Origin of the sequence: Gemmiger formicilis, from assembly GCF_016901605.1 — a bacterium.
Taxonomy (GTDB): Bacteria; Bacillota; Clostridia; order Oscillospirales; family Ruminococcaceae; genus Gemmiger; species Gemmiger formicilis_B.
Window position 1 is genome coordinate 1 of record NZ_JACJKP010000057.1, and the last position, 14,817, is coordinate 14,817.

Annotated in this window: 15 protein-coding genes, 1 pseudogene and 1 other annotated feature; all 16 genes and pseudogenes read left to right on the forward strand. The window is 53.7% G+C overall.

Annotation, left to right across the window (positions count from 1 at the left end; translation table 11 throughout):
- Window positions 1-599, forward strand: a pseudogene (locus H6B10_RS06190) (replication-associated recombination protein A); the annotation flags it as partial.
- A 12-nt stretch (window positions 600-611) separates the two neighbouring features.
- Window positions 612-1,547, forward strand: a complete 936-nt coding sequence (locus H6B10_RS06195) for an alpha/beta fold hydrolase (RefSeq protein WP_204650727.1) — start codon at window positions 612-614, stop codon at window positions 1,545-1,547.
- Between the two features lie 126 nt (window positions 1,548-1,673).
- A complete protein-coding gene (locus tag H6B10_RS06200) occupies window positions 1,674-2,039 on the forward strand; it encodes a GntR family transcriptional regulator (protein ID WP_204650728.1) in 366 nt (121 codons plus the stop codon).
- 3 nt (window positions 2,040-2,042) lie between these two features.
- Window positions 2,043-2,747, forward strand: coding sequence for an ABC transporter ATP-binding protein (locus H6B10_RS06205; protein WP_204650729.1), 705 nt, complete (start codon window positions 2,043-2,045; stop codon window positions 2,745-2,747).
- Window positions 2,741-3,532, forward strand: a complete 792-nt coding sequence (locus tag H6B10_RS06210) for a hypothetical protein (protein ID WP_204650730.1) — start codon at window positions 2,741-2,743, stop codon at window positions 3,530-3,532. Before H6B10_RS06205 ends, H6B10_RS06210 begins: the two co-directional genes overlap by 7 nt.
- A gap of 23 nt (window positions 3,533-3,555) precedes the next feature.
- Window positions 3,556-3,768, forward strand: a complete 213-nt coding sequence (locus H6B10_RS06215) for a zinc ribbon domain-containing protein (RefSeq protein WP_204650732.1) — start codon at window positions 3,556-3,558, stop codon at window positions 3,766-3,768.
- Window positions 3,769-3,788: 20 nt separating this feature from the next.
- Window positions 3,789-4,400 carry a hypothetical protein gene (locus tag H6B10_RS06220; protein ID WP_204650734.1) on the forward strand — a complete coding sequence of 204 codons (612 nt, stop codon included), beginning with the start codon at window positions 3,789-3,791 and terminating at the stop codon, window positions 4,398-4,400.
- Between the two features lie 296 nt (window positions 4,401-4,696).
- A complete protein-coding gene (gene potA, locus H6B10_RS06225) occupies window positions 4,697-5,743 on the forward strand; it encodes a spermidine/putrescine ABC transporter ATP-binding protein (protein WP_204650736.1) in 1,047 nt (348 codons plus the stop codon).
- Between the two features lie 3 nt (window positions 5,744-5,746).
- Window positions 5,747-6,568, forward strand: a complete 822-nt coding sequence (locus tag H6B10_RS06230) for an ABC transporter permease (protein ID WP_204650738.1) — start codon at window positions 5,747-5,749, stop codon at window positions 6,566-6,568.
- 1 nt (window position 6,569) lies between these two features.
- Window positions 6,570-7,421 carry an ABC transporter permease gene (locus H6B10_RS06235; RefSeq protein WP_204650740.1) on the forward strand — a complete coding sequence of 284 codons (852 nt, stop codon included), beginning with the start codon at window positions 6,570-6,572 and terminating at the stop codon, window positions 7,419-7,421.
- Complete coding sequence (locus H6B10_RS06240) at window positions 7,421-8,668, forward strand: ABC transporter substrate-binding protein (RefSeq protein ID WP_243427283.1); 1,248 nt, start codon at window positions 7,421-7,423, stop codon at window positions 8,666-8,668. Before H6B10_RS06235 ends, H6B10_RS06240 begins: the two co-directional genes overlap by 1 nt.
- Window positions 8,669-8,782: 114 nt before the next feature.
- Window positions 8,783-9,520 carry an acyl-[acyl-carrier-protein] thioesterase gene (locus tag H6B10_RS06245; protein ID WP_204650742.1) on the forward strand — a complete coding sequence of 246 codons (738 nt, stop codon included), beginning with the start codon at window positions 8,783-8,785 and terminating at the stop codon, window positions 9,518-9,520.
- Window positions 9,521-9,975: 455 nt separating this feature from the next.
- Complete coding sequence (locus tag H6B10_RS06250) at window positions 9,976-10,296, forward strand: PadR family transcriptional regulator (protein ID WP_204650744.1); 321 nt, start codon at window positions 9,976-9,978, stop codon at window positions 10,294-10,296.
- A complete protein-coding gene (locus H6B10_RS06255; protein ID WP_204650746.1) occupies window positions 10,293-11,486 on the forward strand; it encodes a DUF1700 domain-containing protein in 1,194 nt (397 codons plus the stop codon). The genes H6B10_RS06250 and H6B10_RS06255 overlap by 4 nt, the downstream gene beginning before the upstream one ends.
- A 105-nt stretch (window positions 11,487-11,591) precedes the next feature.
- Window positions 11,592-11,865 (forward strand) — a binding site (T-box leader).
- Between the two features lie 76 nt (window positions 11,866-11,941).
- Window positions 11,942-13,609: a 2-isopropylmalate synthase gene (locus H6B10_RS06260; RefSeq protein WP_204650748.1), complete on the forward strand. Its 1,668-nt coding sequence runs from the start codon at window positions 11,942-11,944 to the stop codon at window positions 13,607-13,609.
- Between the two features lie 31 nt (window positions 13,610-13,640).
- Window positions 13,641-14,817: 3-isopropylmalate dehydratase large subunit (gene leuC / locus H6B10_RS06265; RefSeq protein WP_204650750.1), on the forward strand; the 1,177-nt coding region annotated here is incomplete at its 3' end.

Sequence of the window (14,817 nt, forward strand, 5' to 3'; positions counted from 1 at the left end):
AGCAGGTGGCGGCCCGTACGGCTATGCGTTATGATAAATTGGGGGACGACCACTACGATATTGTGTCCGCCTACCAAAAATCCATGCGCGGTTCTGACCCGGACGCGGCGCTGCACTATCTGGCCCGTTTGCTGGAAGCCGGGGATTTGCCCAGTGCCTGCCGCAGACTGATGGTCTGTGCCTGCGAGGACGTGGGGCTGGCCTGGCCCCAGATCATTCCCATTGTCAAGGCAGCGGTGGATATAGCCAATGCGGTAGGTCTGCCGGAAGCCCGCCTGCCGTTGGCCGATGCGGTGGTGTTGGTGGCAACGGCGCCCAAGTCCAATTCAGCCCACGACGGCATCAACGCAGCCATGGCCGATGTACAGGCCGGGCGTACGGGGCCTATTCCGCGTCAGCTGCAAAACAAGCACTACGACGGCGCCGATGCCAAGGTGAAGGGGCAGCATTACCTGTATCCCCATGATTTCCCGCATCATTGGACAAAACAACAGTATCTGCCCGATGCGATCAAGGATCGTCGGTACTATGAACCCGGCGATAATAAAAATGAACAGGCCTTTGCCCAATACTGGAAGAAGATCAAAGGCGAAGAGTAAGGAGGGCGTACAATGCCGAAACTTTGCTGTGAAACAGTCCGGTTTCCTTCCTCGGATACAACCCATACCATTTCTGCTGTGATTTATACCATGCCGGAAGTGCCGGTGCGCGGTGTGCTGCAGCTCAGCCACGGTATGTGTGAATATGTACGCCGTTATGAACCGATGGCTGCTTTTTATGCAGCCCATGGCATTGCACTGGCGGGCAATGATCACCTGGGTCATGGTGACAGTGCTGCCGCCGAGGAATACGGCCATTACGGCGAACCCGGCGGGCGATATTACCTGTTGCAGGACCTGCACAAGATGAATGAGATCCTGCATGAGCGTTTCCCCGGTGTGCCGGTTATTTTGTACGGGCACAGCATGGGCAGTTTTTATGCGCGCTGGTATGCCGAACGCTGGCCCGATACCATTGCGGGGCTGATTATTTCCGGTACGGCGGGGCCGCGGCTGCTCAATGTACTGGGGCAGGCGGTAGCCACCGTGTTGTCCGCGGTGGAAGGTCCCCGCAAAGTCTCCCGGTTTATGGTGCGTGCCGGCTTCCAGGGGTATTGTAAGAAAATTCCGGATGCCCGGTCGGAAAACGCATGGCTGACACGAGATACTTCGGTAGTGGAAGCTTATGACGCCGACCCGCTGTGTACCTTCCCCTTTACGGTGGGTACCTACCGCGAGATGCTGGCAACCATCAATCACGTCAGCACGGCCAAATGGGCGCGCGCAGTGGATAAAAACCTGCCGATCCTGTTGATTTCCGGTGACGGAGACCCGGTAGGGGATTATGGTGCCGGTGTGCGCAAGGTCTGGGCCATGCTGGGGGATGCCGGTGTGCAGGACCTGACGTGCCAGATTTACGAGGATGCCCGGCATGAGCTGCACAATGAAACCAACCGGGATGAAGTGTTTGATTGTGTGCTGGCCTGGGTCGAAGACCACATACAATAAATAAGATATAAAACCGCATGGCTTTATGCCGTGCGGTTTTTTTGTGGGTTATGACTTGACAAAACAGAAAAATACTGTATTATTGTATTAAGCACTTAATACAATAATACAAAGGAGCGCAAGCCGATGGAATGGAACATCACAAACGGGCGCCCGGTGTATGTGCAGTTGGTAGAGCAGCTGGAACTGGCACTTGTAAACGGGACGTTTCCACCCGGAAGCAAGGTGCCGCCTGTGCGGGAACTGGCAGCCGACGCCGGGGTGAATCCCAACACCATGCAGCGGGCATTGCAGGAACTGGAAACAAGAGGCCTGCTGCAGGCCCAGCGCACTGCCGGACGTACCGTCACGGCGGATGCCGATGTGCTGCAGCAGCTGCGCCGTAAACGGGCAGTGGCGCTGGCGCAGACCTTTTTACATCAGATGCAGGCCCTGGGCTTGGACCGGGCCGAAACCGAAGAACTGCTGCGGCAGACTGCAGAGGAGGAGTAACGGATGAATGAAAATGTGATTTATGAAGCACAAAATTTGTGCAAGCGGTATGGACGCAAGCCGGCGTTGAACAATGCGTCTTTTACGGTATGCGCAGGAAAACTGGTGGGGTTGCTGGGACCCAACGGCAGCGGTAAAACCACGTTGTTGAAAATTTCCGCGGGACTGCTTGCTCGCAGCGGCGGCACGGTGCTCATCGACGGCCAGACGCCGGGCGTATACACCAAAAGCGTCACCAGTTATCTGCCGGACCGTATGGCTTTGCCTACCGAGATGCGCGCTGCCGATGCCGTAAGCCTGTACGCGGATTTCTATCCCGATTTTGATGCTGCCAAAGCTCATGCCATGCTGGCGGACCTGCACATTGAAGCCCGGGACCGCATTGGCTCTATGAGCAAAGGAACACAGGAAAAAATGCAGCTTTGTCTGACCATGAGCCGCGCGGCAAAACTGTACCTGCTGGATGAACCCCTTGGCGGGGTAGACCCCGCAGCGCGGGACTACATTTTGCAGACGATCCTGCGCAATTACAGCGAGGATGCGGCACTGGTGCTCTCGACGCATCTGATCGGTGATATCGAGAAAGTTCTGGATGAGGTGATCTTCCTGAAAGAGGGGACCGTGCTGCGTCAGGTAGGCGTGGACACCCTGCGGGAAGAATGCGGACAGAGTGTGGATGAATATTTCCGGGAGGTATACAAATGCTGACCAAATTATTAAAATATGAAGCCAAAACCACGGCCCGTGTACTGCTGCCCATTGGCGGCGGGGTACTGGCATTTACCCTGGTCACCGGGCTGGCCAATACAATTCTGAACAGCTGGAGTGAATTGCCCACGGCTGTGGAATGGATGCAGGCACTGCTGAACGTTGCTGCTGTGTTGGCACTTGTTTTTGTGTCGGGCGTCTGTGTATTTGTCAACGTGCAGCGTTTTTACAGATTGCTGGGGGAACAGGGTTATTTGATGCTGTCCCTGCCGGTGCCGGTTTGGAAGCACATCGCGGCCAAACTGATCACCGCTTGCGTATGGACGATTCTCGGTATCGGGTATCTGCTCCTGTGCGGTACCATTCTGGGCGGCAGCTTTGTGTCGCTTTCGTTCAGTGGGGACGTAGTCACGCCGGATGCGGTTGCTGCCTTTATGATGTTGTTTTTACTGCTGCTTGTTGTGCTGGCGGGCACGTATCTGGAATTTTATATGGCCTGTGCGATCGGCGGGCAGTTTGGGCAGCAGCGTTTGCTGGCCAGTATTGTGGCCTATTTTGTAATTGGGTTTGTGGAACAGGTACTTTGCGTGTTTCTGGTCATTATTCTGGCGTTGGGCGCTATTCAGATCAATGCATTTGCATGGTTTGAAATGTTTTATCAGGCGGATTCGTTCTGGAGCGTTATCTATATCTTTACGGTGCTCATCCTCGGCTTGCTGGTCGTAAACGCCATCAAATGGGCGATTACCCAGTGGCTGATGACCCGTCGTTTGAATCTTGCGTAACAGACAAAGGAGGACTTTATACTATGGAAAAACGTCAATATGTCTGCCCCAAATGTGGCTGTATGGAATACGAAACGGATCAGATGCAGGCTACCGGCGGCAACTTTGCCAAACTGTTCGATGTGCAGAACAAAAAATTCGTCACGGTCAGCTGCTTTCAGTGTGGTTATACCGAGCTGTACAAACAGCGTGGCGGCGACGGTTGGGACGTGATGGACTTCCTGATAGGCGGTTGAGCCGGAAAGGGGAGATTGGCATGAAAAAGCAAAGTTGGTTCCTGTTGCTGGCGGCCCTGTTCACGGCGGTGCTGCTGTGCGGATGCAGTCAGTATGACAGCAAGTACGATGATGAGGCGTTTCTTACCGATGAGGAAAACCATTATATGGCGATTATGTGTGGCGGCAATGTGAAGTCAGATGGAACTTATTCAATGCATGCAGGCAGCTTTTCCGGCGTACAGAGCCTACGTTCCTTCACAGTGCAAGAAAACGATAGCCTATGTGAAGTGGATTCCACACTGGTGTGCACCAAAGGCAAGGCTAAACTGCTGGTGGTGAACGCTCAGGAAAGAACGCTGGTGGCGCAGTGGCCGCTGGACAGTCAGGCCCCCCTGTCGCTCACTCTGCCGGCCGGTCAGTATGAATTGCGCGTTGCTGGCCAGAGCGCTGGTTATGAGGGAAACATTAGTCTTTTCCTGAACGGGCAGATTTCGGCATGGGATGATGGGCAGCTCTTGACGTGGAATGACGAACCAGAGGAACTGCAGGCGTCAGCGGAACAAGCATTGACCAGTGGATGGGAAAAGTTCTTTCGCGGGGCTGTCGATTCGCTGCGGGAAAGCATGGAAAATGAGCAAAATGCGGCATAATGTTCATCTTTACCGGAATATGAAAATTTCTTTACCTCAATGTAAAATATGGCTGTTGACAAACCCTGCGGCTGCCGTATAATGTAATTTGTGTGCATCTGGGGGTAAATCCAATCGTACCCTGCCACATTGGCGTTGTACGTGCTGCTTGTAGCGGCTTTTCCCGGCGGAAAAGACCGTGTAACAAACCTTTGCGGGGCGGCATAAAGCACGCTGACCCGCAGGGAACGCAGGCGGTGGAACCGCAAAAGCTGCGTGCCCGTAGCGGGAAATTCCGCAAAGGGGGATGCAGTAATATGGACGAAAATATCATCGTATCACTGAAAGACATTGTAGTCGATTTTGACGGGCAGAAGGTTCTGGACGGGCTTTCTCTCGACATTCACGACAAGGAATTTGTGACTTTCCTGGGCCCTTCCGGCTGTGGAAAGACCACGACCTTGCGGGTGATTGCCGGGTTTGTGACGCCAAAATCGGGCAATGTCTTTTTTGATGGCAAGGACATTGCCGATTATCCGCCGTATAAACGGCCGGTAAATACCGTGTTCCAGAAATACGCACTTTTTCCGCACCTGAACGTATTTGAAAACGTTGCCTTCGGTTTGCGCCTGAAAAAGCTGCCGGAAGAAGAAATCCGTCCCAAAGTGCTGGAAATGCTGGAGATCGTGGGCCTGAAAGGCTTTGAACGGCGCAGCATTCATCAGCTTTCGGGCGGTCAGCAGCAGCGTGTGGCCATTGCCCGCAGCCTGGTCAATCAGCCCCGGGTCCTTCTGTTGGACGAGCCCCTGGGCGCATTGGACCTGAAACTGCGCAAAGAAATGCAGTTGGAACTCAAGCGCCTTCAGCGTGAAATGAATATCACCTTTGTTTATGTTACCCATGATCAGGAAGAAGCCCTGACCATGTCGGATACCGTGGTGGTCATGTCCGGCGGCAATATCCAGCAGATCGGTTCACCCCAGGATATTTACAACGAACCCCGCAACGCCTTTGTGGCGCGGTTTATCGGCGACTCCAACATTGTGGACGGCTTCATGATCAAGGACTTTCTGGTCAACTTTGGCGGTCACGATTTTACCTGTGTGGACCGCGGCTTCAAGCCCAACGAACCGGTACAGGTGGTCATTCGTCCCGAGGACGTGCAGATCGTGCCGCCTTCTGTGGGCATGCTTACCGGCCTGGTGCGGGAAGTGATCTTCAAAGGCGTGCATTTTGAGATGCACGTGGATGTGGAAGGCTATGAATGGCTCATCCACTCCACCCAGGCCAGCCAGCCCGGCGAGCTGATCGGTATGAACATCGGCCCCGATGAGATCCATATCATGGCTCGTACGGAGGTGTAAGCGATGCTCAAATCCAAAACCTCCCGTTGGCTGGCAGGCCCTTATCTGGTATGGATGGCCGCCTTCATTGTGGTACCGCTGTTTATTGTCATCTGGTATGCGCTTACCAATGCGGATGGACAGTTCACCCTGGAAAATCTGACCCAGATCGGCCGGTATTCCAGCGTTTTTGCCCGCAGTTTGATTCTGGCGGCGGTATCTACCGTTATCTGCCTGATTCTGGCCTTCCCGGTGGGATATTTTCTGTCCCGCCTGCGGGCCAATAAGCAGCATATTATGCTGATGCTGGTTATGCTGCCCATGTGGATGAACTTCCTGCTGCGCACCTACGCCTGGATGACGCTGCTGGAAAAAAACGGGCTGATCAACAAATTTCTGGGGCTGTTCGGCATCGGTCCCTTCAATATGATCAATACGTCCGGTGCCGTGGTGCTGGGTATGGTGTATAACTATCTGCCCTTTATGATTCTGCCGATTTACACGGCCATGACCAAAATTGATGATTCCATCATTGAGGCCGCGCAGGACCTGGGCTGCAATGTGTGGCAGATTCTTTGGCGAGTGCTGGTGCCGCTGACCGGCCCCGGCATTGCTACCGGTATCACCCAGGTGTTTGTGCCGTCGGTATCCACCTTTATTATCAGCCGTATGTTGGGCGGCGGTTCCAACCTGCTGATCGGTGACTTGATCGAGCTGCAGTTCCTGGGCAACTCATATAACCTCAACCTTGGTTCGGCTATGAGTCTGGTCCTGATGGTGATTGTTCTGCTGTGCATGAGCTTCACCTCCAGCTTCGACGAGTCGGAAATGGAAGGGGTGATGTAAAATGAACAAAAAGCAATCGATCATTTTACAGCGCACCTACATTGTGCTGATCTTCTGCTTCATGTACCTGCCCATTGCGGTGATGATTGCCTTCAGCTTTAATGAAAGCAAGTCCCGCTCCAATTTTACCGGTTTCACCCTGGACTGGTACAAAAGCCTGTTCCATAACGAGATGATCCTCTCGGCGCTGGGCCTCAGTCTGGTGCTGGCGCTGGTTTCCAGTGTGTTGGCTACGGTACTGGGAACACTGGCGACCATCGGCATCAATTCCATGAGCCGCCGTACGCAGCTTGTGGTCAACAACATCAGTTATGTCCCGGTGGTCAACCCCGAAATCATCACCGGTGTTTCCTTGATGCTGCTTTTTGTCATGGCCCAGAACTTCGGCCTGGGCGGGGATAGCGGACTGTTCGGTTGGCCCACGCTGCTTATTGCGCATATTACTTTCAATGTGCCGTATGTGATTTTTAACGTGGGACCCAAACTTCGTCAGCTGGACCCCAGCCTGTATAATGCGGCTCTGGATCTGGGCTGTACGCCGCGGCAGGCTTTCTTTAAGGTGATTCTGCCGCAGCTGTCCCCGGCGATTCTGTCGGCGTTTCTCATCTGCCTGACTTATTCCATCGATGATTTCATGATCTCGTATTTCAACTCCGGCACTATGCAAACGCTGCCCATCGCCATCTATTCCATGACCCGTAAAAAGGTCAGCCCCGAGATCAACGCCCTGTCGGCGGTCATGTTCTGCGTGATTCTGGCCATCATCCTGATCTCCAACGCGGCGGATTCCCGTGCCTATCGCCGCAACCAAACAGCCATTCGCAAGGCTATGCAGGAAGAGGGGGCGCGCTGATGATGAAAGCAGAAAAACGTGTGGCTGCGGCACTCTCGGCTGCGTTGCTGGCACTGGTATCGGTCCCCGGCGCTTTGGCCGATGGGGGAACGATCACTGTCAATGAGGATATCTCCGTTTCGGAGGATTGCGACTGGACCCGTTTTGCCGACGATAACATTACCCTGAATGTCTACAACTGGGGCCTGTATATCTCGGATGGTTCCGACGACAGCGTGGACGTACTCTCGGCCTTTGAAGAACTGACCGGCATCAAGGTAAACTATACCACCTTTGACTCCAACGAGAGCCTTTACGCCAAGATGAAATCCGGCGGTGCCACCTATGATGTGATCTTCCCGTCCGACTATATGGTGGGCAAAATGGCTGCCGAGGGAATGCTGGCGCCGTTGGACTTTGACAACATCCCCAATTTCAAAGAAATCGGCGAAGATTATCTGGGGTGGGATTTTGACCCCGATAATACCTACAGTGTGCCCTATACCTGGGGCACCACCGGTCTGATCTACAACACGACGCTGGTGGACGAAGCGCCCACCAGTTGGGCGGCACTGTGGGATGTACAGTATGCCAATAATGTGTTGATGTTCAATAACTCCCGGGATGCCTACGCCATCGCGGCCAAGAAGCTGGGCTATTCGCTGAATCCCGCCTCAGTGGAAGAAGTCGAAACGGTGATGCAGGAACTCAAAGCCCAGAAGAGCGTAGTACAGGCCTATGTCATGGATGAAATCTTTGACAAGATGGAAGGCGGTGAGGCTGCCATGGCGCCTTACTATGCCGGCGATGCGCTGACTATGATTGACGAAAATCCCGATCTGGCCTTTGTGCATCCCAGCGAAGGCGTGAACTTCTTTGTGGACAGCATGTGTATTCCGGCCAACTCCAAGAATAAGGAAGCGGCCGAACTGTTCATCAACTATATGTGCGAACCGTCGGTAGGTTTGGCCAACTGTGATTACATCGGTTATTCCACCCCCATTACCAGGGTGTGGGAGCAGCTGGATGACGATCTGAAATACAATGAGATCGCATATCCCGGCGAAGATGTCATGAATAAGGCGGAGGTGTTTACCACCCTGCCGGACGAAATCAATGCGGCCATGGATGCCCAGTGGAGCGAAATGAAGAGCTACGAAGAGGGCGGCAGCGGCTGGATGGTTGTTGTTCTTTTGGGGCTGGCGCTGGTGATCTCCTTCTTTAATATCTGGCGCAAACTGCGCAAAAAAGTCCGCGACGACTATTGATGGTTACAGAAACCGCAGGTGTTTCCTGCGGTTTCTTTTTGCATTTCCCGGGATAACGTGCTATAATAAAAATTCAGCATTTACAATGTGTCAAATGATAAAGGAGAGTCTATCATGCCGGAATCGACTGCTACCTATACCCAACAATATACGGTGTATCGTCACGATGGAGATCATCACGGCAATGTAAAGCCGGGGGCGCTGCTGCGTTACGGCCAGCAGATCGCCACCATCCATGCCGAGGCTGTAGGCCTTAATGATGCGGTATACGCCGCTACGCATACGGCTTTTGTGCTGGCCAAACAGGCCCTGCATATTGACCGTACCCCCCGGGTGGACGAAACGCTCACCGCAATTACCCAGCCGGAGCGCTGCAAACGTGCAGTCAATAAGCGTATCACAACTTTTTATGACGAAGCCGGCAAACAGGTGGCTGTACTGGACAGCCGCTGGGTGTTGATCGATACCGAAAAGCGTTTGATTCTGCGCAAACATCCCGAACAGTTCAACGATCAGTGGGCGCCCGATGTGCCGTTTGAGCTGCCCATGAAGATGACCAAGGCGGACCCGGCCGTTTGTGAACGAATGGGGGAGTATGTTGCTACCTATTCCCGTTGCGACATGAATGGGCACATGAATAATACCCGTTACGCGGACATTTTGTGCGATGCGCTCCCGTGGGAAGTTTGGGATCAAGGGCAGGTAAAAGACCTTAAGATCTATTACCACCGCGAAATTCCCCGTGGGGAATCCTTCACCTTGCTGCGTGCACAGACCGGAGAAAAGCAGTATTATTTCTGCGGTGAACGGGAAGAAAAATCGGCATTTGAAGCAAGCATCACATTTGAATAAACGGTAACAGAAAAATGACAGGCCGGCTTTTCTCTATGGGGAAAAGCCGGCCTGTTTCCGGTGGAGATACACTTTGAATAAAAATACGAAAAAACGAGAAAAATGAGCAAAATAGCCATCCTCCCCCGGGAAAACATACAATTGTGAACAAACTGAAAAATTACAAAAGATTAACAAAACAGTATTGACATCCGGTGACAAAAAGGTTACAATTTACTTGCAAGCTAAGCAACACCCCAAGGTTGCGAAGCCCCAATCAATTTGCTATTTTCATATTTTTCATGTGTTCTTCTCCTCCTTTCTTTGGAACCCCCGCCCATCCCTCAGGGCGGGGGCTTCTTTTTTGTCTTTTTTCAGGAAGAGGTGCCCAAACCTATTGAAAAATATAATATTATATGATATATAATATATAAAACAATATACCTTCGAAACACGGAAGAAAAGGAGGGCACCAGATGGCCTTTAATACCGGTGCGGCACTGTTGGATGCCATTGTGCTGGCGGTGGTTGCGCGGGAAGAACACGGTACATACGGCTACAAAATTACGCAGGAAGTCCGTCAGGTGCTGGATTTGTCGGAATCCACGCTGTACCCGGTACTGCGCCGTTTGCAGAAAGACGGTTGCCTTACCGTGCGGGATGAGGCATACAACGGCCGCAATCGCCGGTATTACGAGGTGACGGCCGCAGGGCGGACGCGGTTGGCGGAATTTCGTGCCGAATGGGACGCCTATACCAGCCAGATCAACAAACTGTTTAAGGGGGAACTGTCATGAGAAAGTACGCCTATCTGGCCAGGCTGGAAGAAATGCTGGCCCCGTTGTCTGCCCAGGAACTGCAGGAAGCCTTGAATTATTACGAAGAATATTTTGATGCGGCAGGCAATGAAAACGAAGAGAAAACAGCGGAAGAATTGGGCGACCCTGCCAAGGTAGCCCGCAAGATTCTGGAGGGGGAGGGTATTGATCCCTCGTCCCAGGAAGAAGGAACCTCCCCGGCAGAAGAAAAGGCACAGGAAACAGCAGAGGTTCCTCCACAGCAGGAACCTGCAGTTACACCGCCCGCAGGACCGGAACCTCCGCCTGTGGAGGACCCGGAACATTACTCCGGTACAGAAACCGGGGCGGCAACGAAAAAGCATAAGCCATATACAAAGCGTCTGTGGCTGGTTTTCTGGCTGTTGGTGGCACTGGCCCTGGTGGTGCAGGTCAGTGTCCTTCTGCTGGGACTGGGTGGCCGCGGCGGCAACAGTGATTTTGAAGTGGCGGAATCAACTGCGGTTTCCTATCAGGAAGAAACCGCATTGGCTACGGAAACTGCGTCTGTGCAGCAGGATGCGGGCAAGATTATCTACAGCAGCGCACTGGATACGCCGGGAAAGGGAACCTTATTTGTCAACCTGTCCTGCGGGAATGTGGCGTTCAAAACCGGAGATCAGGCGGAAATAGAGGTTTCCGGATATGACCATGCCAGTACCGTAAGTTATGGAAAAACCGTTGATTATGGCTATACGCTTTCCTGCGACAGTGCTGACCCAGACACCCATGTGACCATCACACTGCCCGCGGATGCGTACAATAAAGTGGCGGTGTCTGTCAGCACCCAAGGTGCTATTGAATTGGGCAATCTGAAAATCCGAGAGATCTCTGCTTATACGGCAAATGGTTCCATTCAGTCCGGCGTGCTTCGTACCGAACATCTGAGAGCGGCCACTGATTTAGGAAATATATGGCTGGAAAAAGTTTCGGATGGCGTAAAGTATCAGGTGGAACAGGTGGAATTGCTGGCCCCCACAGGGTATGTAGCGGCCAGTTTTGCTGCTGCCGAGGATCAGTGGCAAAAAGAAATCAGTGCACCGGAAGGTCTGGAACAAGCCATGGGAGAAAACACAGAATCGACGAAATATTTCCGTACTTTACGGGTGGTGGCTGCCGATGCGGTCACCCTGGAATACGGAATAACTTGAAGGTAAACCAAACAAAGTGAACGTTTTCTCTAAAAATCTAAAAATCAAATTGTGCAAATCGACGGTTGACATCGCCGCTTCAATCTGGTAAAGTAATCGTATTGAAAAAATGCAGTGATGGGGAGAAAGCAATTCCCAGTCCGTTTCAGAGAGCCGCCGGTAGGTGCAAGGCGGTGCGGCAGGTCTTGCGTCACTGGCCCCGGAGCAGCCGCGTTGATGGCCTTTTGGCTGTAGGTGCGGCCGGAACCTGACCGTTATCATGCAGGCGCGATTCGCCCCGTTACCGGGCCGATCGTACAGAGGGGCCGCCCTTTTTATTACGGCGGCAATGAGAGTGGTACCGCGGGTACAGCAATTTGCATTTGCTCCCGTCTCTCAAAGGCAAACGCCTTTGAGGGACGGTTTTTTCTTGCCTCCTTCAAGGGCACACAAAACCTTGAAGGAGGCATTTTCTTATGATGGACGCAACCAAGTATGCAGTAGGGTACTATCCGCCACCGGTAGAGCCTGGCCACGTATTCCAGTGGACCCAAAAAGACCATATTGAACAGGCACCGGCCTGGTGCAGCGTAGACCTGCGGGACGGCAACCAAAGTTTGATCGTGCCCATGAGCCTGGAAGAAAAACTGGAATTCTATGATATGCTGGTCAAAATCGGCTTCAAGGAGATCGAGGTGGGTTTCCCGGCTGCCAGCGAGACCGAATATGAGTTTCTCCGCAAATTGATCGATGAAAACCGCATTCCTTCCGATGTGACAGTGCAGGTGCTGACCCAGTGCCGGGACCATATCATCCGCAAAACGTTCGAGGCTGTGAAAGGCGCCCCCCGGGCCATTATCCATTTCTACAACTCCACCAGCGTGGCCCAGCGGGAACAGGTATTCAAAAAGTCCAAGGAAGAAATCAAGCAGATCGCCGTGGATGGTGCCAAGCTGGTCAAACAGCTGAGCGAGGAATACGAGGGCAACTTCCTGTTTGAATACAGTCCGGAAAGCTTTACCGGCACCGAACCGGAATACGCCGTGGAAGTCTGCAATGCCGTGTTGGATGTGATGCAGCCCACGCCGAACCGCCCCATGATCATCAATCTGCCGGTTACGGTGGAAATGAGCATGCCCCACATTTACGCCAACCAGATCGAATGGTGCTCAAATCATCTGAAATACCGCGACAGCGTTATCCTTTCTACCCATCCCCATAACGACCGGGGTTGCGGCGTGGCCGACGCTGAACTGGCTGTGCTGGCAGGTGCCCAGCGGATCGAGTGCTGCCTCTTCGGCAATGGCGAACGCACCGGTAACGTGGATGCCATTACGCTGGCCATGAACATGTACAGCCACGGCGTGGACCCGCATTTGGATTTCAGCGATATGCCCGCCATTTGTGAAGTGTACGAGCGTGTCACCCGCATGCACGTCTATGAGCGTACCCCTTACGCCGGCAGCCTGGTCTTTGCAGCGTTCAGCGGCAGCCATCAGGACGCTATCGCCAAGGGCATGACCTGGCGCAAGGAAAAAGGCGAACATCGCTGGACTTGCCCCTATATCCCGGTGGACCCCCACGATGTGGGCCGTACCTACGATGCCGACGTTATTCGTATCAACTCCCAGAGCGGCAAGGGCGGGATCGGTTTCCTGCTGCAGCAGAACTACGGCTACAACCCGCCGCCCAAAATGCGTGAGGACCTGGGCTACCGCGTCAAGGAAGTCAGCGACCATGAGCACCGCGAACTGGATGTCAAGGAAGTGCTCTACGTCTTTGAGAAGAGCTACCTCAATCACAACACGCCCTTCAATGTTACCGAAGCGCACTTTGTCCAGAATGATAACGGCACCATTACGGCCCATATTATGCTCACCTCGGGTGGGCAGGCGGTACAGTGCACCGCTACCGGCAACGGCCGTCTGGACGCCGTAGCCACCGCCATTGAACAGCAGACAGGCATGCACTTCACGCTGGTTCACTACAGCGAACACGCGCTGGACTCCGATACCGACTCCCGTGCCTGCTCCTATGTGGGCCTGAAATGGGCTTCCGGAGAGGAAACCTGGGGCTGCGGTACCCATACCGACATCATTGTGGCCGGTATCAAGGCTCTGGTCAGTGCTATCAACAACAAATAAGAGGGTTCTATAACGGAAAGGAGCAGCCATCATGGGAATGACCATGACCCAGAAGATTCTGGCCGCCCACTGCGGCGAAAGTACCGTCAAGGCGGGCCAGCTCATCAATGCCAAACTCGACATCGTGCTGGGCAACGATATCACCACCCCCGTAGCCATCAATGAGTTTGAAAAAGCCGGATTCGATTCCGTCTTTGACAAGACCCGCGTGAACATCGTGCTGGACCACTTTGTGCCCAATAAGGATATCAAGAGCGCCACCCAGTCCAAACAGTGCCGGGAATTTGCCAACAAATACGATATCCTGAACTTCTATGATGTAGGCCAGATGGGCATTGAACATGCCCTTTTGCCCGAAAAGGGCATTGTCACCGCCGGTGACTGCATCATCGGTGCCGACAGCCATACCTGCACCTACGGTGCGGTAGGCGCATTCTCCACCGGTGTGGGTTCTACCGATATGGCCGCCGGCATGGCCAAAGGCGTGGCATGGTTTAAGGTGCCCGCCGCCATCAAAGTGGTGCTCACCGGAAGCCTGCACCGCCCGGTTTCCGGCAAGGACGTCATTTTGCATCTGATCGGCCAGATCGGTGTATCCGGTGCATTGTACAAGAGCCTGGAATTTACCGGGGAGGGCGTCAAAAGCCTGACGATGGAAGACCGGCTCTGCATCTGCAACATGGCGATTGAAGCCGGGGCCAAGAACGGTATCTTCCCAGTGGATGAAATCTGCGAATCCTACCTGAAAGGCCGCAGCCAGCGCCCCTGGGTAAAGTACGAAGCGGATGCCGACGCCGAGTACGAGCGTACCGTCACCATTGACCTGGACGCCTTGGAACCCACGGTCAGCTACCCCCATCTGCCCGAGAACACTCACCCCGCCAAGGAAGGCAAAGACATCAAGATCGATCAGATCGTCATTGGTTCCTGCACCAACGGCCGCATTGAGGATATGCAGGCCGCTTATGAGATCCTCAAGGGCAAGCACATCGCCAAGGGCGTACGCGGCATTATCATTCCCGCTACCATGGCCGTGTATAAGGAATGCATCCTCCGCGGCTATACCGAGGCGTTCATCGATGCAGGCTGCATCGTTTCCACGCCCACCTGCGGCCCCTGCCTGGGCGGCTACATGGGCATCCTGGCGGCAGGGGAGCGCTGCATTTCTACCACCAACCGCAACTTTGTAGGCCGTATGGGCCATGTGG